This window comes from Botrimarina colliarenosi (assembly GCF_007859955.1).
GTDB classification, from domain to species: domain Bacteria; phylum Planctomycetota; class Planctomycetia; order Pirellulales; family Lacipirellulaceae; genus Botrimarina; species Botrimarina colliarenosi.
In genome coordinates this window covers 1,782,865-1,802,462 of record NZ_SJPR01000001.1, presented here as the reverse complement: position 1 = coordinate 1,802,462, position 19,598 = coordinate 1,782,865, and the positions used below count along the sequence as shown (strand labels likewise).

The 19,598-nt window shown below is 66.8% G+C and carries 17 protein-coding genes; 8 read left to right on the top strand and 9 right to left on the bottom strand.

What is annotated here, in order from left to right:
• Window positions 1-56 precede the first annotated feature (56 nt).
• Both Pla108_RS07180 and Pla108_RS07175 read right to left on the bottom strand, forming a co-directional pair.
• Window positions 57-860: a Nif3-like dinuclear metal center hexameric protein gene (locus Pla108_RS07180; protein WP_146444180.1), complete on the bottom strand. Its 804-nt coding sequence runs from the start codon at window positions 858-860 to the stop codon at window positions 57-59.
• A gap of 81 nt (window positions 861-941) precedes the next feature.
• Entirely contained in the window at window positions 942-3,899 is a 2,958-nt protein-coding gene (locus Pla108_RS07175; protein ID WP_146444179.1) for a hypothetical protein, read from the bottom strand.
• A 133-nt stretch (window positions 3,900-4,032) separates the two neighbouring features.
• Between Pla108_RS07175 and Pla108_RS07170 the strand changes: the two genes are divergently transcribed.
• The gene (locus tag Pla108_RS07170) at window positions 4,033-4,824 is read left to right on the top strand and encodes a sugar phosphate isomerase/epimerase family protein (protein WP_146444178.1); all 792 of its coding nucleotides are present in this window, start codon (window positions 4,033-4,035) and stop codon (window positions 4,822-4,824) included.
• A gap of 85 nt (window positions 4,825-4,909) precedes the next feature.
• On the opposite strand, the gene Pla108_RS07165 is transcribed toward Pla108_RS07170, so the two are convergent.
• From Pla108_RS07165 to Pla108_RS07150, 4 genes are all read right to left on the bottom strand, one after another.
• Window positions 4,910-5,194, bottom strand: a complete 285-nt coding sequence (locus Pla108_RS07165) for an antibiotic biosynthesis monooxygenase family protein (RefSeq protein ID WP_146444177.1) — start codon at window positions 5,192-5,194, stop codon at window positions 4,910-4,912.
• Between the two features lie 91 nt (window positions 5,195-5,285).
• Window positions 5,286-6,173 carry a hypothetical protein gene (locus tag Pla108_RS07160; RefSeq protein ID WP_146444176.1) on the bottom strand — a complete coding sequence of 296 codons (888 nt, stop codon included), beginning with the start codon at window positions 6,171-6,173 and terminating at the stop codon, window positions 5,286-5,288.
• Window positions 6,174-6,477: 304 nt separating this feature from the next.
• A complete protein-coding gene (locus Pla108_RS21245) occupies window positions 6,478-6,837 on the bottom strand; it encodes a CDGSH iron-sulfur domain-containing protein (protein ID WP_231934323.1) in 360 nt (119 codons plus the stop codon).
• A gap of 43 nt (window positions 6,838-6,880) precedes the next feature.
• Window positions 6,881-7,879, bottom strand: coding sequence for a M28 family peptidase (locus tag Pla108_RS07150; protein WP_146444175.1), 999 nt, complete (start codon window positions 7,877-7,879; stop codon window positions 6,881-6,883).
• Between the two features lie 127 nt (window positions 7,880-8,006).
• Here Pla108_RS07150 and Pla108_RS07145 point away from each other — a divergent pair, with 127 nt between their 5' ends.
• The 3 genes from Pla108_RS07145 to Pla108_RS07135 all read left to right on the top strand — a co-directional run bounded on the left by Pla108_RS07145 (window position 8,007) and on the right by Pla108_RS07135 (window position 10,944).
• Window positions 8,007-8,549: an HIT domain-containing protein gene (locus tag Pla108_RS07145; protein WP_146444174.1), complete on the top strand. Its 543-nt coding sequence runs from the start codon at window positions 8,007-8,009 to the stop codon at window positions 8,547-8,549.
• A gap of 37 nt (window positions 8,550-8,586) precedes the next feature.
• Entirely contained in the window at window positions 8,587-9,729 is a 1,143-nt protein-coding gene (gene dgt, locus Pla108_RS07140) for a dGTP triphosphohydrolase (protein ID WP_197526316.1), read from the top strand.
• 165 nt (window positions 9,730-9,894) lie between these two features.
• Entirely contained in the window at window positions 9,895-10,944 is a 1,050-nt protein-coding gene (locus Pla108_RS07135) for a PIN/TRAM domain-containing protein (RefSeq protein ID WP_146444172.1), read from the top strand.
• 23 nt (window positions 10,945-10,967) lie between these two features.
• Here the strand turns inward: Pla108_RS07135 and Pla108_RS07130 are convergent, their stop codons facing one another.
• Window positions 10,968-11,555, bottom strand: a complete 588-nt coding sequence (locus Pla108_RS07130) for a hypothetical protein (protein ID WP_146444171.1) — start codon at window positions 11,553-11,555, stop codon at window positions 10,968-10,970.
• 263 nt (window positions 11,556-11,818) lie between these two features.
• Here Pla108_RS07130 and Pla108_RS07125 point away from each other — a divergent pair, with 263 nt between their 5' ends.
• The gene (locus tag Pla108_RS07125; protein ID WP_146444170.1) at window positions 11,819-12,052 is read left to right on the top strand and encodes a hypothetical protein; all 234 of its coding nucleotides are present in this window, start codon (window positions 11,819-11,821) and stop codon (window positions 12,050-12,052) included.
• 17 nt (window positions 12,053-12,069) lie between these two features.
• Here Pla108_RS07125 and Pla108_RS07120 read toward each other — a convergent pair whose 3' ends face one another.
• Window positions 12,070-12,801, bottom strand: coding sequence for a class I SAM-dependent methyltransferase (locus Pla108_RS07120; protein WP_197526315.1), 732 nt, complete (start codon window positions 12,799-12,801; stop codon window positions 12,070-12,072).
• A gap of 175 nt (window positions 12,802-12,976) precedes the next feature.
• A complete protein-coding gene (locus tag Pla108_RS07115; RefSeq protein WP_197526314.1) occupies window positions 12,977-15,811 on the bottom strand; it encodes an SHD1 domain-containing protein in 2,835 nt (944 codons plus the stop codon).
• A 218-nt stretch (window positions 15,812-16,029) separates the two neighbouring features.
• Here Pla108_RS07115 and Pla108_RS07110 point away from each other — a divergent pair, with 218 nt between their 5' ends.
• From Pla108_RS07110 to Pla108_RS07100, 3 genes are all read left to right on the top strand, one after another.
• Window positions 16,030-16,425, top strand: a complete 396-nt coding sequence (locus Pla108_RS07110; protein WP_146444167.1) for an iron-sulfur cluster assembly scaffold protein — start codon at window positions 16,030-16,032, stop codon at window positions 16,423-16,425.
• A gap of 113 nt (window positions 16,426-16,538) precedes the next feature.
• Window positions 16,539-17,843 carry an aminotransferase class V-fold PLP-dependent enzyme gene (locus tag Pla108_RS07105; RefSeq protein WP_146444166.1) on the top strand — a complete coding sequence of 435 codons (1,305 nt, stop codon included), beginning with the start codon at window positions 16,539-16,541 and terminating at the stop codon, window positions 17,841-17,843.
• Between the two features lie 478 nt (window positions 17,844-18,321).
• On the top strand, window positions 18,322-19,566 hold the full coding sequence (locus tag Pla108_RS07100; protein WP_146444165.1) for a CAP domain-containing protein: 1,245 nt from the start codon (window positions 18,322-18,324) through the stop codon (window positions 19,564-19,566).
• The last annotated feature ends 32 nt before the right edge of the window (window positions 19,567-19,598 follow it).

The window sequence follows — 19,598 nt, the reverse complement described above, 5'->3', positions numbered from 1 at the left end:
ACCCGGTGGACGCCAAAGTTTTGCTGAAACGGCCGGTTTCAGGCGTTGGAGTCGCTTCAAATCGGCGTTAACGGGTCGGTTTCCGCCTCGCTCGCGGCCACCGGGACGCCGTCGAGGCTGGCTGCGAGACGCCTGGCGAGCGTTTCGACGGCGAACCGCTCGCTAGCGTAGTGGCCCGTGAGGACCACGCCGACGCCGAGCGAACGGCAACGCAGGCAGTCGTGGAAACTCATCTCGCCGGTGAGAAAGACGTCGCAATCCGCCCCCAGCGCCAACTCGAGCAGCGATCCGCCGCTGCCGCAGGCGATGGCGACCCGTTCGCACCGGCCATCGCGACTCATTACGACGCGGAGGGCGTCTTGGTTCGTGAGGCGCTTCACCGCGGCGACGAGCGCGTCCAACCGGCCCGCTTCCGGCCAGCGGCCGACGCGGCCAACGCCGGCGTTCTCAAGGCCGCCACCGTTCGCGGCGGGCGGGGGCGCCAGCGGCCGGGTCTCGGTGAGCCCGAGCCGGTCAGCCCACTGCTGGTTGACCCCCCCGGCGGCGGAGTCGTAGGCCGTGTGGGGGCTGTAGACGGCGACCCCCGCTGCGGCGAGCCGCCACAACGAGCCGCCATCGATCGTCGATGTGGTGAGGGTCTTCACCCCCCGGAAGGGCAGCGGGTGGTGGGTGACGACGAGGCTCGCCCCGGCGGCGATCGCCTCGTCGACGACGTCGGGCGTCAGCGTCAGGCACGTCAGCACGCGGCGGAGCGGCGCGGTGGGGTCGCCGACCAGCAAGCCAACGTTGTCCCACTCCTCGGCGAGAGCGAGGGGAGCGATCGCTTCGAGCAAACGACAGGCGTCGGCGATGGTCGGCATAGGGGCGTCACCGTGGGTGCGAGGGCGACCCGTTATGGTAGCCGACACGCCCGCCGACGCTAATCCGCGAGCTGTCCCCCGTCACAGCGCCCCGGCGAGGGCCGCTTCGTCCGAATCGTCGAGCACCTTGGGCTCGACGCGGAAGCGGTGGATCAGCGAGCGCTCGCCGTCCGCCTCGACGATCTTCAGCCGCATGACGGTCCCGATCAGCGCCTCCGAGTTGAGGTAAGTGAAGCGCTTCTTATCGACCTCTTTGTCGAGTTGGAAGACCTGCGTCCGTTTCGGCCGGCGGTTGTCGGCTTGGAGGGTGCACTTGAAGTCGGCGGGGACGCCCGAGCTGTTGCTCATCCGCTGCTCGATCACCAGCGCGCCCTCGGGCGTGATGAACGAGGTGACCTCGAGAGAAATGTTCTCCAACCCGACGGTCAGCTCGCGCCACACGCTGAATCGATAGTCCCGGTCGGCGGTGATTTCGAAGTCGCAGCGCACGACCTGGGGGCCGAAGGTGGCTTCCTCGAGCTTGATGCCCATGGTCGCCCGGGTCGACTCGTCCGCCCCCAGGTTGAATTGGGCCTCGTCCATGGAGACATCCCACTCGGCGGACGGGGTGGTCGAAAGCGCTTCGTTCCCGACGCCGCGGGCCGGGATAAAGATGCGGACCGATCCGCCGATGCCTTGCTTGAAGGTGTTGTGGAGCAACAGGGCGTTGTCTTGCCGCAGGCCGAAAACGCTCGGCACGGCGTTCGACGCAAACTCCATCTCCATCCGCCAGCGGGCGATCCCCTCGTCGAGGCCGAGCACGAAGCGGGGCATCTGACCGACGCGGATGACGTGTCGCCCCTCGCGCAACTCCGGCTTCGCGGCCGTTCCCCAGACGTCGATCGTCTGGATGCTGTCACCGAGGTAGAGCGTCTCTTCGATCGGTGCGTCGTTGGCGTGCTCGATTTCCGATTCAAGGTTCCAGAGGACCATGACCACCCGCCCGTCGGGGCGGCGGAAGAGCCAATTGGAGCTGGCGTTCGGCAACCGGATCGAGCCGAGGTACTTGGCGCCCCCCAAGAGCCGGGCGCAGGTCCGCCACGGCAGCAGGAGTTCGCCGGGCGTGCCGTCGGCGTTCATGACGCCCGTCTGGCCGTCCGCCACTTTGGCCGAGCCCGAGAAGGGATTGCTGACAAAAATGCCGTTGGCGCCGTTCATCTTGGCCACCAAGATCTGCTTAACGAAATCGCGGACGCGTTCGAGGTGACGGTTGACCATGGCGGCGCGCAGCAAGGGGTCGTTGGGGTCGTCGGGATTGGCGCCCTCGGGGATCGTGTTGTTGACTTCCGGCGGGGCGACGACGACCCACCGTTGCGCCGGCGAAGGGGGCGCCGCCTGGAACGCCGCTTCGAGCCCCTCGGCGTTCATCGCCTCGCGCCCGGACATCTGCTCGAAGTCCCAGGTGTAGGGCCCGTCCCAGGTGCGGGCGTGGTCCCAGCGCCAACCGATCCCCATCCGGATGTCCTGGCCGAAACGGAAGATCTGGTTGCGGATCGCGCCGATCTGTTCGACAAGTCGGTCGTAGCCGACGAAGCTCGTGTCGTTGTCGTGCCCTAGCTGCCACCAGCGGATCCGCAGCGACAGCCGCGTGATGATGTGGTCGATAAGCGGCGTCCAGTACGACGGGTCCGACGACAACAGTCCCTCGATCGGCGGCGGCTCTTCGTGGCTGCGGGGGTCGATGGCCCGCAAGGACGGGTCCTCGAGAATGCCGATCGTCTCGATGCCGCGCGCCGCCAATTGCTCGGCGAACCGCATGATGGCCTCGCCCCGTTGTTCGTCGCCGGGCTCGAACCAGACGGGGATTTTCAGCATCCGCACGCCGGCCAGCGGCAACAGCTCTTGCAAGACATTGAACGGCAGCGGCTCGTCGGCTAGCGGTAGCGACCAGCCGAACTCACCCTGCTCGCTCTCTTCCAGTTTCTCGCGCACGACCGCCAGGGTGATCGACCGCGCTTCGCCGATCGGCACGTCGGTGTCGGCCCGGTACATGCCCACCTTGACGCGGTAGAAGCCCCACGTGGGGATCGGCGGATGCCAGGTTGTGTGGCCTTCGTAGCTCGACTTGTCGCTGCCAAATCCATCGACGATGTCGGACGCCAGCGTCCGCGACTCGGCGATGATCTCGCCGTCGATTTGGAGCGATCCGCCGTCGCCGATCGATTTGTTGGTGGCGTCGAGCAGCTCGAAGCGGACCTCGGGGTTCTGCTCCAAGATGCCCGACAGGCTGCAGGTCACCTTCACGTCCTTCACATTCGTGTAGACGTTGTAACGGCTGTCGGTCTGGATTCGGATGCTCGGCAGCCGGTAGAGGCGCAGGTCGGCGATCGCGATCTCTGCCTCAAGGTCTCCCCGGTCGCCCCGTTCGTAGTCGAAGTGGAGATAGACCCGGTCGATGTCTTCGTCGATCGGCCGGAAGTCGCCCAGATCGACTTCGCGCCACGTCCCGTCCGAAGTGAGCGGCATCGATTGCTCGACCTGGCGGGGCTCGTCGCGGTCGTTGTGGAAAACCATCCGGACCCGCGCCGCGCCATGCTCCGCTCCGCTCACCCGGACGTTGAAACGGAGCTTGTAGCTGAACTTCGGCATCACGTGGATCGGCGGGCTGATCGCCGTGGCCGACGCCCCGTCGGCCCGGATCACCAGCGCGCGGCCCGGGACGGCTGCGTCCTCGGTGGGCCCAATCTTGATGCTGGCGTACGGCGGGTGCGCGTCATCAGTGACCCGTTGCCAACGGTCGGGCCAGGCGTCGTAGTTGATGTCCCAGTCGTCGTTGAACGGGCAGTCAAACACCCGCACCAAGTCCGAATTATCATCGCCCGGCACCGGCGACTGGACCGGTTGCGAGTGGGCCATCAGGGGCTTGGCCGACGGGGTCTTTGCCGATCGGTTGTGGGTCGATTGGGCGGGGGCCAATTGGGCCGGGACCGTCGCGCCGCCGATCAGCACCGACATCAGGACGGTGGGGGTGAGGCGCAGGCGGAGCAACGGCGATCGCATAAACGCAACGATGGTTTTTGGGCAGGTTCGAGGCGTGAGCGCTTGTCGCCCAGGCCACCGCAACTGTACGGTGCGCTGACCCCACCGGCGGGATGCCGCCCACGGACGACCGACTCCCCCCTGCGATACGACCGTGCTAACCCCGTCAATCGGCGTTCAGACCCGCTCCCTCCGCCAACCGTTGCGGCGAGCCCTCGCCACCGCGGCCGAGCTTGGCGCCGTCGGGGTCGAGATCGACCTCCGGACCGAGCTATCGATCGCCGACTTCTCACAGACCGCGCTGCGGCAGTTCCGCAAGCTGTTGAATGATCTGGGGCTGCGGGTGCTGGCGGCGTCCTTCCCGACCCGGCGTGGGTTCGACGAGCCTGAAGACCTCGAACGCCGCGTTATGGCGACCCGCGAAGCGATGGCGTTCGCCTACAAGCTCGGCGCCGGCGTCGTCATCGGCCGGGCCGGGGAACTCCCCGACGAAGACGACGCCCCGTTGTCCGACACGCTCGTCCAGTCGCTCCAATTGCTCGGTGCCCACGGCGAGCGCGTTGGGGCGCGGTTTGCGTTCGCCTCGGGCGCCCCGGTGGCGGCCCAACGGAAGCTGCTCGACCGCGTCGGCGACGGCGCCGTGGGCGTGGCGTTGCACCCGGCGCTGTTAATTGGCGGCGGCGTCGAGCCGGTCGAGGCGGCGACCCGCCTCGGCCCCGACACGCTCCACGTCCACGCCGTCGATGCGGTCCGCGAGGCGTCGATCGCGGGCGGCCGGGCGACCGAGGTCCAACTCGGCCGCGGCGAGGCCGACTTCCCGGCGCTGCTAGCGGTCCTCGAAGAGCACGGCTACCGCGGCCCGATCACGATCGAACGCAACGACACGAAGGACCCCGTCGGAGAGATCGGCGACGCGATGGCTTATCTCAGGTCGCTCGGTGGTTAGACCAGCGATGAGCCGTCGGCGCTAGCCGCGGGTTGCCCCACGGGTGATTCCCCCGCGGCTAGCGCCCACGGCACACCCCGAGGCATTAGTGCTTGTAGACCTTGTGCGACGGCCGGCCGGCGAGGATCTCGGCCTTGCCCCAGCTGGTGACGCTACGGAAGGCGTCGCTGGTGATGAACGCCTTGAAGGCGTCCTCGTCGTTCCACTCGCTGGTGATCAGGTACGAGGCGTCGTTCACCACGTCCCGCCACAGCGTCGAGCTGGTGTGCCCGTCCGCGGCGTCGAGGGCGCCGAGGACGGCGGCGAACTTCTCCTCGAACTCACCCTGCTTGCCGGGCAGGACGACATAGTTCATTCCGACGGTGACCATCGCTCTTCCTTCATGTGACGGGCTCATACGCAAGACGCGCCCGCAGAGAGTAGCACAGTCGGGCCCCCCGAGGGGACGCCAACCGCCGGCGTTATTGGTCGTCCGACGGGGCGAGCGCGAGCGCCTTGAGCGACTCGAGCGCCCCGAGCAGGTCGTCGCGGGAGATCGCGTCCCAGCCCGAGAGCTTGTGGCTGAGGATCACCAGCTTGAACTGCTCGAAGGCGTCGGCCACGTCGTCCGGCAGGGCGGCCAGGTCGGCGAAAGGCCGGACCCGCGGGGCCCGCTCGCCGGCCGACTCGCCGGGGACATCGAACGGGGCCTCCGAATCGTCGTCGTGCTGGGGGGAGCTTTCCCGGGCGGTCGAGGCGGCGGTCGCGTCGCCGTCGCCGCTCGCGGCGGGCTTCGCGCCGTCGGTCGTTTCCGTTTCGCGGGACGACAGCGACTGGTAGGCGTCTTCGTCGAGCTGGGTCTCGATCACCCGGCCGTCGCTCGGGCCCTCGGGGCCGCCACCGGTCGCTTCCCAGCGGCCGGCCCGCATCTGCGAGACGCTCCACTTGTTGCTGATGGCGCCCTCGAGCCACATCTCGGCGTCTTCCCAATCGAGGGCCGCCTGGAAGTGGCTCCAGTAGAGCCCGGCGTACTGCTCGCGGACCGCGCCGAACCGCTCGTGCGCCCGACGGAGTCGGCCGACGTGCTGGCTGGTGACGTTGCCGACGAGCCGGGTCCACGCCTCGTCGGAGTACTCGGTGACGTGGGCGCCCGACTTGCGAAGCGCTTCGCGCCAAGCGGTGATGATCTGGCCTTTATCCCAGTTGGTCGTGCTGACCAGCTGGTTCCACTGGCCAACGAAGGGGGTCGATGACTCGATCGCCTTGGCCGACAGCTCGGCCTCGACGTTGGGCTCGTCGCCGACGACTTGCGACGCCATCGCGTGCTCGAAGGATTCTTCCGTGGGGGGCGTGTCGCTGGGAGCGGGCATCGGCGTCGGGGGGCTCGGTCGGGATTCGGTTGAGGGGCGCCGCGAGCGGTTTCTCGGCGGCGTTCTCAACGCGGCGGTCGGTGTGGGGGACGGATTCTATCCGCCGCCGCCCCCGCAGCCACGCGTCGAAAGTCCCCAATCGCGGCCCGCCACCGACAGCGGCGCCCTACGACCGGAGCGACCCGCGCCGATTCTCGCCGGCGCAAGCAAAACGCCCCGTCCGCGGGGCGGACGGGGCGTGGAAAACTTTCTTCGGCGGCGGTGGAGAACGCGTCGGAAGGTTGTCGAGAGGCCGTCGACCGCCTCACGAGGCGGGGGCCTTCACCTCCGAATCGAAGCTGCACGCGTTGTGGGCGCCGTCACAGAACGGGGCGTTCTTCGACGCGCCGCAGCGGCACAGGGCGATCGCCGGCTTGCTTTCGTCCAGCGGGAAACGCCCGCCGTCGGCGTCGTAGAGCTCGATCGGCCCTTCGACTTTCAGCGATCCATTCTTGCGGACGGTGATCTTCACATCGGCCATCGTGGCGTAACTCCGGTGCGGTGGTTGGATTCGGTAATAGGCGTCCGATTGTTGACCGGCCCGGGGGAACCGCCAAGACGCCAAGAAGCGGTAGGAGAGGGGATCATTGTAGGAGGGGTCTCCGACCCCGATTCGGTGGACCACACCGTCTCGGCATGGATCGCGGAATCGGGGTCAGAGACCCCTCCTACAGTGAGCGATCTTTTGAACGCTCGAGCAGCCACTCCCAGGTCACCCAGCCGACCTTCGCCATCGACGCGCCCGAGCATTTGTCGGGCGTGTCGCCGAGCGTGTGCCAGTAGGGATAGTCGAAGTCGATCAGGTCGATCGCCCGGATGCCGCCGTACTTCCGTAGCGCGAGGTGGTCGTCGAGGACGGTGTGCCTCACCTGCGGGACGAACTCCTCGACGCCCAGACGCTCGGCGACGTCCCACACCTCGCGGGCGATCGGGCGCGATTGGCGCGAGGCGAAGCTGTGCCCCTCCCAGTAAATCTGCAGGTCCTTGTCGGCGACCATGTCGAAGAGGACGGCCGCCTCGTACGACCACTCGCGGGGCTTGCCGCCATCGACTGCCGGCAATGGGCCCCGTTTGGCGTACTGCGTCCCGAACCACTGGCTGCCGAGGAAGTAGGTGTCGCGGTCGTCGAAGACGAACTCCTCGGCGTCGAAGAAGGCGAAATCGACGCCAAAGTCGGGGTCGTCCGTCGCGTCGTCGAACTGGTCCTTCATGAGATGGCCGAGCTCCATCAGCAGCGCCGTGCCGCTGCCGCCGTCGTTAGCGCCGACGAAGGTCCCGGTGCGGCGCGCTTGGGGGTCGGGGTCTTGGTCGGCGAAGGGGCGGGTGTCGTAGTGGCCACACAGCAGCACGCGGCGGGTCGCCTCGGGGCGCCAGCGGACGACGAGATTGACCATCGGCACCCGTTTCGCCCGATTCTGGGGGTGCGGCGCCCGGAACCGCTGCTCCTCGACCTCGACGCCAAGGCCGGCGAAGTGTTCGGTGATCAACTTCTGCTGCGCCAGCATCCCGGGGCTGCCACTCACGCGCGGGCCGATGTCGCAGATCGCGCGGAGGTAGCCCATCGCCCGGTCGCCCTCGACGGGGTTCGCGGGCGCTTCCTGCGAGAACGCCGCTAGCGGGCCCGCGACGAAGATGGCAAACAGGGTCGGCAGGGTCGAAGAGTTCATGACCCCAGTCTACCCCTTCGCCGCCGTAGCGCTTAGCTCAGGTTCCCCCCACGCCGGCGGTCGATCGGGTAAATTAGCGGCCTCGGGGGCGGGGACGTCCCACCAGATTTCGACAGGGAAGGCCCGTATGAACGACGACGAGCGCCTGTGGGCGCCATGGCGGTTGGGGTACATCAAGGGGACCGAGTCGGCCGACCCACCGCCGACGCCTAGCGATTGGGTTCCGCAAGCCGACCACCGCTGCTTCCTCTGCCTGGCCGCTGCGACTTACGCCGAGGCCGACGCCGACCAGCGGCTGCTGGTCGCGGCGCGGGACGAGCACGTCGTGACGGTGCTCAATCGTTACCCCTACAGCAACTGCCACGTGCTGGTCAGCCCGCGGCGGCATGTCGCGACGCTCGCGGAACTCTCCGACGAAGAGCACCTCGCCGCGATGCGTGTGCTGACGCGGTTATCAACCACGCTGACCCAGCGGATCGGCGCGCAGGGTTTCAACATCGGGCTGAACCTGGGCGGCGTCGCCGGCGCCGGCGTCCCGGGGCATCTGCACTGGCATCTGGTGCCGCGCTGGCCGGGCGACCACAACTTCATGCCGACCCTCGCCGGCGTGCGGGTGATCCCCCAGTCGCTCGACGCGGCGTGGGAGCTCGTACGCGACGCCCTGCGGTAGATCCGTTCCAAGCCCCCTCCAAGCTTTCAGCCGATTGATGCACTACGCCGAGCGAGAACGCCTGCTGCTCGCGCCCTACGCGATGCACGCGACCGACTCGGCGGGGCGCGCCGTCGCGGAGCAGGACCACCCGTACCGCTCGCCGTACCAACGCGACCGCGACCGCATCACGCACAGCTCGGCCTACCGCCGGCTGTCGCACAAGACGCAGGTCTTCACCCGCGAGCTGGGCGATGGCCGGGGGGACTACCACCGCTCGCGGCTCACGCACACGCTCGAGGTGGCTTCGGTAGCGCGGACGGTCGCCCGGGCGCTCGCGATCAACGAGGACCTCGTCGAGGCGCTGGCGCTCGCGCACGACGTCGGGCACCCGCCGTTCGGCCACGCGGGCGAGGCGGTGCTCGACGAGCTGCTGCGGGACGAGGGGGGCTTCAACCACAACGCCCAAGCGGTGCGGCTCTTCACGCGGCTCGAGCGGCGTTACCCCGACCGGCCGGGGCTGAACCTCAGCGCCGAGGTCCTCGACGGCCAGCGCCGCCGCGCCGCCAAGCCGGCCCGCACCGTCGAGCAATTGACGCCCGAGCCGACCGACCTCCGTGCGCCACTGCTAGAGGTACAGGTGGTCGACGCGGCCGATAGCATCGCCTACGACTCGCACGACGCCGACGACGCGCTCGAGATTGGCCTCGTGACGCTCGACGAACTCGAGACGATATCGCTCTGGCGCGAGTCGGCCGACCGGGTCCGTTCGCGGTACGCGGCGCTGGCGGACGGCGATCTCCGGCGGGCGACGGTCCACGAGTTGATCGACCGCCAAGTGAGCGACCTCTTCGCCGTCGTCACCGCCGCGATCGCCGAGCAGGGGATCGCCTCGGTCGCGGCGGTCCGCTCGGCGGGGGTCATCGCTCGGCATTCGAGCGGAGTGGCGGAACAGAAACTCGAGCTCGAGGGCTACCTGTTCCGGGCGGTCTACCGGCACCCGTCGGTGCTGCGGCACCGCGACGAGGCGGGCGAGGCGCTGCGGGGCTGTTTTGAGCGCTGCCTCGAAACGCCCGAGGAGCTGCCGCCGGCGTTCACCACGGTCGCCGCCGAGGAGTCGCTCCGCCGAGCCGCCGGCGACTACGTGGCGACCCTCACCGACCGGGCCGTGCTTGACTCGGCGCGGCTCGCCCGCGGCTGACGCGGTCCGGTCGTGCGGTTTGGGGCGGTCGTGGGGCGGGCCGGGTGACGACGGCCCCCTTGCCGGGCCCCGTGGGGCGCGGAACTGCTGGCTAGGGGACTCCGGGCCGATAGACTAGGGTTTCCGTCTGTCCGGTCCCCCTTCCGACTTCCATACGAATCGCCGATGGCGCTGATCATCCTCAGGCTCGTCTTCCTGATGGTCGCCTCGGCGCTCGGGTACCAGCTTGCGCGGTCCGACTTTGTCGTTAGCGAATCGCCCCTGCTGGGCTGGATGAGCTTCGTCGGCGTGATGGTCTTCGCGGGTGGCGTGATCTACGCCGACGCCCTCGTGCGACGCAAGCGGATCGACGTGATCACGGCCGTCTACTTCGGCATGATCATCGGTCTGTTCCTGACGTACGTCTTCCAGCTGGCCCTGACGCCGCTGTTGCCGCAGTCGCGCGAGCTGGCGGACCTGGCCGACTGGATCCGCCTCGCGATGGCGACGGTCGTCTGTTACACGTGCATCAGCGTGCTGCTGCAGACGAAGGACGACTTCCGCTTCATCATCCCCTACGTCGAGTTCCAGCGCAAGGCGAAGGGGAACACGCCGCTGGTGCTCGACACGAGCGTCATCATCGACGGCCGGATCGCCGACGTCGTCGAGACGCGGATCCTCGAGTCGCAGCTGATCATGCCGCAGTTCGTTATCGCCGAGCTGCAGACGATCGCCGACAGCAGCGACAAGCTGCGCCGCAACCGTGGCCGTCGCGGCCTCGACGTGCTCAACCGCATGCGGGGCGACAAGCAGATCGATCTGATGATCTTCGACCGCGAACTGCCCGAGTTTGAGGGGCAGCCGGTCGACCAGAAGCTCGTGCTGCTCGCCAAGCACCTCGACGGCAAGGTCGTCACGAACGACTTCAACCTCAACAAGGTGGCGAAGGTCCAGAACGTCGGCGTCGTGAACCTCAACGAGTTGGCCAACGCCCTCAAGCCGATCTTCTTGCCGGGTGAAGAGGTCACGGTCCGTGTCATGAAGCCGGGCGAAGAGACCCACCAGGGGGTCGGCTACCTCGAGGACGGCACGATGGTCGTCATCGAAAACGGCCGCCAACATCTCGGCGAGATGGTCACCGCCCAGGTAACGAGCGTCCTGCAGACCAACGCCGGGCGGATGGTCTTCGCCAAGTTCGACCGCGCGGTAATGCCTCCACCCGAGCAGGAAGCGTAGAGCCGTTGTTGCTCGGTCGCCGTTTAACGCCGACTCCGACGCCGAGTTGCCGCGATCGCGACGCCTCCCAGCGCCAGGCACGCCGCGCCTGGCTCGGGGACGGCAGTTAGCAAGTGGATCGTCACGGTCGATCCCTCGGCGAACGAATAGGGCCCGGTCTTGAGCCGCACCGAGTCTTCCGTCCACGAGACCGCCGCGGCGCTGAACGCCGGGTAACCTAACGGGGCGTTGTCCTCGGGCGTGATCGAGCCGGTCCACTCGACCTCGACGCCGACGATCTTGCGATCGGGTTCGCCGACGAAGTCAAGGTCGCGATACAACTGTGCGGTCGGGTCGAACCCGGAGTTGAACCACGGGCTGTACCACGGCGACTTGGTCGTGAGCGTGATCGACGTCGGCCCGAAATCGAGGTCGTAGATGTCGCTGGTGATCGTCGCCGTGTACTCGACGCCCGGGTCGACTACGGCGACCGTGTCGCGGAGCGACTCGCTGTCGTTCAGCTGGGCGTGACTCCAGATCTCGACGGTGTCGCCGACAAGCGTCGCGCCGACAGCGGAGCTGGCGGGGACCAGGGCGAGCAGGGCGGCGGAGAGCAGCAGGGGACGCGACATGGGAGTCTCTCGTGTGGGGGGAAGCTGAGGCGCTTCGCGACGTCAAAGCCGCGTTACGAGCCTATCCGCGTTCGACGACGCCGCCCGACACAACATCCCGATCTTGCCATTTACTGGCTATTGGGCGGCCAGGCTGGTGGTCGGACGACCAGCGGCTCCAGCAGCTCGGGTCAAAATGCGGTCCGCTCGGCCGTTTCGGTGCGTGGCACAGCGGCTGCATCGTCGTGAGGGTGAACGACCCCTCTCCCCTCGGAGCTCACCCCATGCGCGCCCTACTCGCCCTCGTTGTCATCGCCATTGTCCTCGCCCTGCTCGGCTGGGTGACGTTCAATGTGAGCGGCGACAGCGCCTCGGCCACCGTCGAATCCGAAAAGATCGAGCGAGACATCGACAACGTTTCCCAGTCGTTCAAGGACGCCGGGACCGCGGTGGAGAGTTCCCTCGACCGCCCCGCTGCGGAACCGGACGAAGTCCCGCCCGCGCCGATTGAGCGCTAAGCCCTACCGGCTCCGCGCTAAGCCGCGTGGCGAACGCCGACGCCGATGCCCATGACCCGCTTGCCGGGAGGGCTCTGCGTGAACTCGTACGTCTGATCGAAGTCGCCGCCAGAGACCAGCTCGCGCCAGAATCGCGGGACGTTGTCGTGGCCCGAAAGGTCGTCGTCGATGTCGTGGAAGAGGCAGACCCGCGCTGTGCGGCCAACAATCTCGTAGTCACGTTTTACGGCTTCGTAAGAATGGTCGCCGTCTATCAGCACGCAATCGAACGTCTCGCCCATGAGGTCGCTGGTCGTGCAGCGGCGGTACTCGAGGGGCAGCTTCTGGCGGACCAGTTCGTAGTTCCGAAAGGACGGGAACGGGTCGATCGTCAGTGCCTGCAGCCCGGGCTGCAGCCGATGGAGGTAGGCCGTAATCACCGCGCCGGTGAAGCCGGAGTGGGTGCCGACTTCAAGAAACGTCTTAATCTCTTGGTCGGCGAGCACCACCAGGGCGTTCGCCAACTGCAACGGCAGCTGCCACAGCCCATCGGTGGTGGCGTTCATGTAGCGGGCTTCCTCGCCGTACAGGCCCCGCGCGTCGTAACGCAGCCCGATCCCACGGATGAGGTTAGCGATCACCTCGACATCGCGGAGTTGTTCGTTGGGAAGGTTCGCAAACCCCTCGATCCCGCGCAGCAACTTTTGCCGAGAGGAAGAGGAGAAGAATTCGCGTTGCTTCAGGCGCCGAACAAGCTGCGTGATTTTCATGACCGAGGCCGCCATCGATGCGGGGAGAGAATTCTCGTCACCCGCGAGGATAGCGATGTTGTGGAATGGAACGCTAGACGAGCGGCGCCTCCTTCTCGGTCATCCGACGTTTGATAGACCCCCGATACGCCAATTAATTTGACAACGCACCGCGCGTCGCACGGCGGCGACGGCGTTACTCTTTGCGGCCTTCGCCTAGGTAATCCGAGACGATGCCGTCGGCGTTCAGCAGCGACGCCCCGTAAGCGCCGCCGACGGGGCCGGGTTTGCACATCTGCGCCGGCAGGGTCAGCTCGAGCAGCCGCTCGGTGTTGGGCTGGGTGATGCGAGCGATGACATCTTGCGGGGTTTCCTTGTTGATCGGCCAGTACCGCTGGCCTTCGCGCACCCGGAGTCCGTCGGTCCAGATCTCCTTGTCACCGAGCCGGATCGAGATCGACGATTGGTAGGGGGTGATGGTGTGATCCTCCCACATCCAGCCGAAGGCGCCGCCGCGGGGGCCCGAATGCAGTAGCACCCAAGCGGGCAAGTTGTGGTTGCGGGCCAACTGCTGATCGGGACGCTCGTCCGCGTCGGGCGGCTTGGCGTCGGGGTTGCCGATCTGGACGGTGACCGGCTCCGACGCTTTCTTGCAGGTGACGATCACCTTCTTCGTCTTCTCGTCGGCGTCTTCGGCGGCGACGATCTTGTAGCCGGCGGCCCGGAAGGTGTCGGTCGTCGCCTTGACGAGGCTCTCCTCGGTTGCCGCGTCGAGGTCCGTATCGGCGACGATCGTGACCGGGTCGTTCTCTTTGAGGATGATCAGATCATCAAGGTCGCCGAGCTCCTTGAACTTGTCCCGCACGGCGTCGTGCGGCACGGGGACCGACGAGACCGACCACGAGATGCCGCTCTGCTGGCCGTGGCGCGACGCGTACCACAGCTGCCTGCCGCGCAGCGTGGCGTGGTTGTCGTACGACGCGCCGTCGGCCATGACGTACTGCCAGAGGAAGATCGGGTACTCGGGGGCGACGATGTAGCGGTTCTCGACAAGCAAGAACTTGCCGAGGAAGTCGACGTCGCAGTCGTGGGGGAACCCGAACAAGGCGTTGGTGGGCTTACCCGTGCTGAGATCGACCGTGTAGAGGTTGTCCCCGCTGCTGATGGCGAGCCGCTTGAGCCGGTCGTCGACCGAGAGCTCGCCGAGCCGTGAGAAGTTGTGAGCGAGCGAGGCGACTTGCTTGCCGGCGTCGAGGTCGACCACGACGATCGCGTTGGACCCACCGGCGAAGAGGAAGCGGCCCGAGGGTCCGAGCGCGACGCGGGGATTGAAGCCCGCATCGAGCTCGAAGGTGTAAACCGCCTCACCGGTGGTGAAGTCCCAGATGGTCCAGCGATCCGATTTGCTGCAGACCAGCACCCGCGAGCCGTCCAAGATCCGCGCGTGATCGATGCCGTGAAAAAAGCTTCCGGGAACGTCGGTGTCTAAATCGGTGACGGCCTCGAGGGTTCCGTTACGGAGCTTTTGAATGAAAAGCCGCGTGGAATTATCGCCGTGGTCTTCGGTCGTCAATGCGACGAGCTTGTCGGCGGGGAGTGCGTCGAGAACGCGGCTCTCCAGCGGACAATCGACCAGCTGGTCGGCGGCGCCCGACTTCAGGTCGAGGTGCTGCAAGTGCGTCCGGGTGTCCATGTGCCCCACTTCCATGACGGCGACCGCGGAACCGCCATCGGGAGAAATGGAAAGTTTGACCAACTTGGTTCCAAAGGGGCTATCGCCCGTCGGCGTGTCGAGGTCGATCCGATCGACCGACGACGCGACGACGTTCGGTCGCGAAACGGCGGGCGGTTTCCATCGCCAATTACTGGAGTTGCTAAGGCTGATTCGCTTAACATTTCGCCAGTCGGCCCGCAGCGATCGGCCCGCGGCCGGGTTGGCGGTCGGCGTCGCGACGAAGGGGTTATCCGCCTTCTCTTGCAGTTGCTGGACGTACGCGCGGTCGGCGTCGGAGAGTCGGGCGAGCGGGACTCGGGTCTCTTTCCCGTTGGAGAGCTTCAGCACAACGCTCTGGCCGTCTAGTTTCTGATAGGTCGCGGCCACTTTGAACTTGCCCGTGGCGTCTTGCCAGGTCCGTTCTTCCGGCGCGTCGGCGGGTGGCCCCGTCAGCCTGCGGAGGCGTTCGACCGGCGCCCAGAACGCGAACTCCTCGGCCTTCTCGAGGCGTCGGCGGAGCGAGCGCTTCAGCTGCTTCTGCAGCGGCTGCGTGTCCGTTAGTCGGACGTGCGCCTGCGCTTTCCCAAAGGTCCCTTCTTCGACGGCGAGGACCGTGCCGACGTGTGGCTTGCCCTCTAGCAAGATCTCGACGTAGTCCCCTTCGGCGTAATCGGCTCCGAGTCGTTCCCTAACGTCCGGTTCATCCGGTTCGTCGGACATGCCGGGTAGATCGAACCGACCATCCATCGGGAAAGAGGGCTTCTTCGATCGAGAATTGCCGTTGAGGAGCGCCTCGAGCATGTCGGCTTCGTCGTCCCCCTTCTTCTCGGCCCGCGCCATGAGCTTGTCGGGCTTCAGTTCGTCGACATGGATCTTCACTCTGACGATCAGCGTCGACGCGTCTTCGGAGACAACCTCGCCGTAGTCGATCGACTCCAGGAACGCGGGGAAGTCTTCGACGGGGCTCAAGCGGAAGGTGGCGACCCCGTTGCGGACCGCGAAGTTAGAGTTGGTGACCGCGTCGGGCGCCGACAGAACGATCAGCTGGTTCGTCAGGTCCTGGGGAGTGACCGAGCGAGCGTCGCGGTGAAAAGCGACCGACGACAAGTCCCGGTCAATGGCTTCAAACACGTCCTTCACGAGCGAGGTGTCGGGCAAGGACGCGACGATCTCGTCGGCGTTGGCGACCTGGATGGTGACTTCTTGCCCGAGGCATTGCCCCCCAGTGGCAAGGATTCCGAAGCCGGCGAGGAGACCGGCTGCGGTACGCAACAGGATCGCGGGCAAGGGGCTCTTTATTTGTCGAAACATCGTCATCGGAATCGAATCGGAAAGGCGTAAGAACCGCACGGCGATCCCTAGTGTAAACCACAGGCCAAGTGGGTTGTCCAACTCTCGTGCGCCTCGCTCGCCGCGTTGTCCGGGCGTCCCGGGCCGCCTAGACTGGTTGAATTGCCTACCCGGCGACATCCTCCTGTCACCCCGGGCTCCTGCCACCCCGGGCCGTTTCCCGCCGCGTTCTCGCTAGTGTCGCAATGCCTTCCGAAGAAGAGATCTACCAGGAGCACATCCTCGACCATTACGAGGACCCCTTCCACCAGGGGCCCCTCGCCGGGGAGACGCACGCCCACGAGGACAAGAACCCCCTCTGCGGCGACGTCGTGCGGATCGCCCTGAAGGTCGACGACGCATCGAAGGGGGGGGCGGCGAAGATCGTCGACTGCGCGTTCGAGGGGGACGGCTGCGTCATCAGCCAGGCGTCGGCGTCGATGCTGTTGGAGGAACTCTGCGGCAAAACGGTTGACGAGGTCGAGGCCTTCTCCGCCGAGGACATGCTCAAACTCTACGGCCCGCGGCTGACCCCCAACCGCCAGAAGTGCTGTTTGCTGTCGTGGCGGGTGATCCGACAGGCCGTGCACTCGCCGGTTTGATTCACTACGTCGCGTTCTTAATTTAAACCACGAAGGCACAAAGGACACAAAGAGAGATCGATGCTTTCACCGTCCTTTTCCTTCGTGCCCTTTGTGCCTTTGTGGTTATCACAATGAGGCTCGCCGAAGCCAACAACGCCGCCCTTCTGCCGGAGAATCTGCGCGACGATTTCCCGATCCTCGCGCAGACCGTCCACGGCGATAAGCCGCTCGTCTTTCTTGACTCGGCCGCCAGCAGTCAGCGGCCGCGGCAGGTGATCGACGCGATCGTCCATTGCTACGAGCACGACTACGCCAACGTCCACCGCGGCATCCATGTTCTCAGCGAACGAGCGACCGACGGCTACGAGCTGGCCCGTCGCAAGGTGAAGGAGTTCATTGGCGCCGAGCACGCCCACGAGGTGATCTTCACCGCGGGGACGACCGCTTCGATCAACACCGTCGCGCGGAGCTGGGGCGATGCGAACGTTGGCGCCGGTGATGAGATCCTGCTCACACCGATGGAACACCACTCGAACCTCGTGCCGTGGTTTCAACTTGCCGAGCGCACTGGCGCGGTTGTCCGCCATCTACCGATGACGGCTGAGGGATTGCTTGAGGTTGACCGGCTTGGCGAGTTTTTGACCGACAAGACGAAGCTTGTCGCCTTCACGGCGGTGAGCAACACGCTCGGCACGGTGAATCCCGTTGCGGAGATCTGCCGACAGGCTCGTGAAGCGGGCGTTGTCACCGTCGTCGATGCGGCGCAGAGCGCGCCGCATATGGCGACCGACGTGCAGGCCCTTGGCTGCGACTTCCTGGCGTTCAGCGGCCACAAGCTGTGCGGCCCGTCGGGCGTCGGCGTGCTCTACGGCCGCGAGGCGCTGCTCGAGGCGACGCCCCCGTTCCTCGGCGGCGGCAGCATGATCAACCGCGTCTACGACGATCGCTTCACGCCTGCCGACTTGCCGGCGAAGTTCGAGGCGGGCACGCCGCCGATCGCCCCCGCGATCGCGTTGGGCGCCGCGATCGACTACCTCCAAGCGATCGGCCTTGAACGGATCCACGCCCACGAGCAGGCGCTCGTCGCCCAGGCTTGGGAGCGGCTTTCGGCGATCGAAGGAATCCGGCTCTTGGGGCCCTCGCCCGTTGAGCATGGCGCCGACATCCGCGCGGGGCTCGTGAGCTTCGTGCTCGATCGGCCCCACGCCCACGACATCGCCCAACTGCTCGACAACGAGGGGGTCGCCGTCCGCGCCGGGCACCACTGCACGCAGCCGCTGCACGACCGCCTCGGCATCACCGCCAGCACCCGGGCCAGCTTCTACCTCTACAACACGCCGGCGGAGATCGACGCCCTTGCCGACGCGCTGGCGGGTGTCCGCGAACGCTTCAAGCCGAGCGGCCGCAAGCGGCGCCGGCGTGTCGAAGATTTTTGAGACGACTTCATGGCCAGCTTCATGGCCAAGAGAGCTGCAAAGTCCGAAAAGTGAACCGCCAAGAGGCTTTGGACAGGATTAATAAGAGGCGTCACAGGAGGCGACTCCCTCGCTGAGGCTTTCCCCGCTCTTCCCGTCGAACCGGCCAAAAACGACCTCTTGGCGATCCTTGGCGCTCTTGGTGGCTTGGCGGTGAAGAAATCGACTTTGCAGTTCTCCCGGCGTCATGGCTCAAGCCGTTGCATTCCCGTCGAAGACGCAGCAAATACGGTCGGCAACGCTGCAATAGAGCCGCCTGCCACTGGCGAACCAAGTCGATTGCCCGCCTCGCTAGCGGAGCAGTTCGGTAACGCCGCGCTTTGCGGCCCGCCACAACCGGCCGGATGAATCGCTCTTTTGCCCGATCGCCCGGCGGTCTACTTAGCACCGTAGCCGTGGCGGTGGTTCGCTGTCGGCTCCGCCTCTCGCCTACCGTCGCATGCCGTCGAAACGCTCCGTCGCCGCCTGCTTGCCAATCGCCTGGTTGTCAGTCGCCTGCTCGCTAATCGTCTTTCTCTCTGCCCGGCCGGCCGACGCGGCGCTGCTGTCGGTCGACACGGCCGACCGCCAAGCGGCCGTCGCTTTCTACCACAGCCAGTACGCATCGGGCGTCGGCACGCGACTCGAGTGGATCACCGGCACGGCGCCCTGCGACCCGGGCTACACCACGGCGACGTACCAGAACGCCGTGCTCGACCGCGTCAACTACTTCCGAGCGATGGCGGGCGTCCCGGCGGTCACGTTGAACGCCACCTACACCCGCAAGGCCCAGGCCGCCGCCTACCTGATGGGGGTGAACGCCCGCTCGAGTCACGCGCCCGACGCGAGCTGGACCTGCTACAGCCAAGACGCTTACGACGGCGCGTCGCGCTCGAACCTGTTCCTCTACCAATCGGGGCTCGAGGCGATCGACGGTTACGTCCGCGACGACGGGCCCCATAACGGAGCGATCGGCCACCGCCGCTGGATCCTCCACCCCCCCACCAAGCAGATCGGCGTCGGCGACGTCCCGGCCGGCGTCACCCGTGAATCGGCCAACGCCCTCTACGTCATCGACAATGGTTTCTCTGGCGCCCAACCGGCGGCGCGCGACGGCTTCGTCGCCTGGCCGCCGCCGGGCTACGTGCCGTACGACGTCGCCTACCCGCGGTGGCATTTCTCGCAGCAGGGGGTCGACCTCTCGGCCGCCTCGGTCTCGCTCACGCTCAACGGCCAGAGCGTCCCCGTCCAGGTCGAAAGCCGCGGCGCCGAGTACAACCTCGGCTACATCGGCTGGCGCGTAAACAACATGGCCAACTCGGAGAGCTTCCCCCGCCCGACGGCCGACCAGCCCTACAGGGTCACGATCCAGAACGCCCGCATCGGCGGCGTCGCCCAGAGCATCGCCTACGAGGTGACGCTGATCGACCCGGGCGTCACGATCCCCGGGGACGCCAATTTCGACGGCGTCGTCGATGCGGCCGACTACACGGCGATCCGCGACGGAATCGGGACCGAATTCACCGCCGCCGACCTGCTAACCTGGCGGTTCGCGTACGGAAACCGCACGGCGGAGCCGGCGGCGACGGCCCCCGAGCCGACCGCGGCCGGCCTGCTGCTAGCCGCCCTGGCGGCGGCGCCAGCTTGGGGCCGGGTCGGTTCCCGCCGACCACCTTTCCGGCCGCGCCGCTTTGAGCTACGCTAAGCGACTCGGCTGCCGGCGGGGATTGCCCGCCG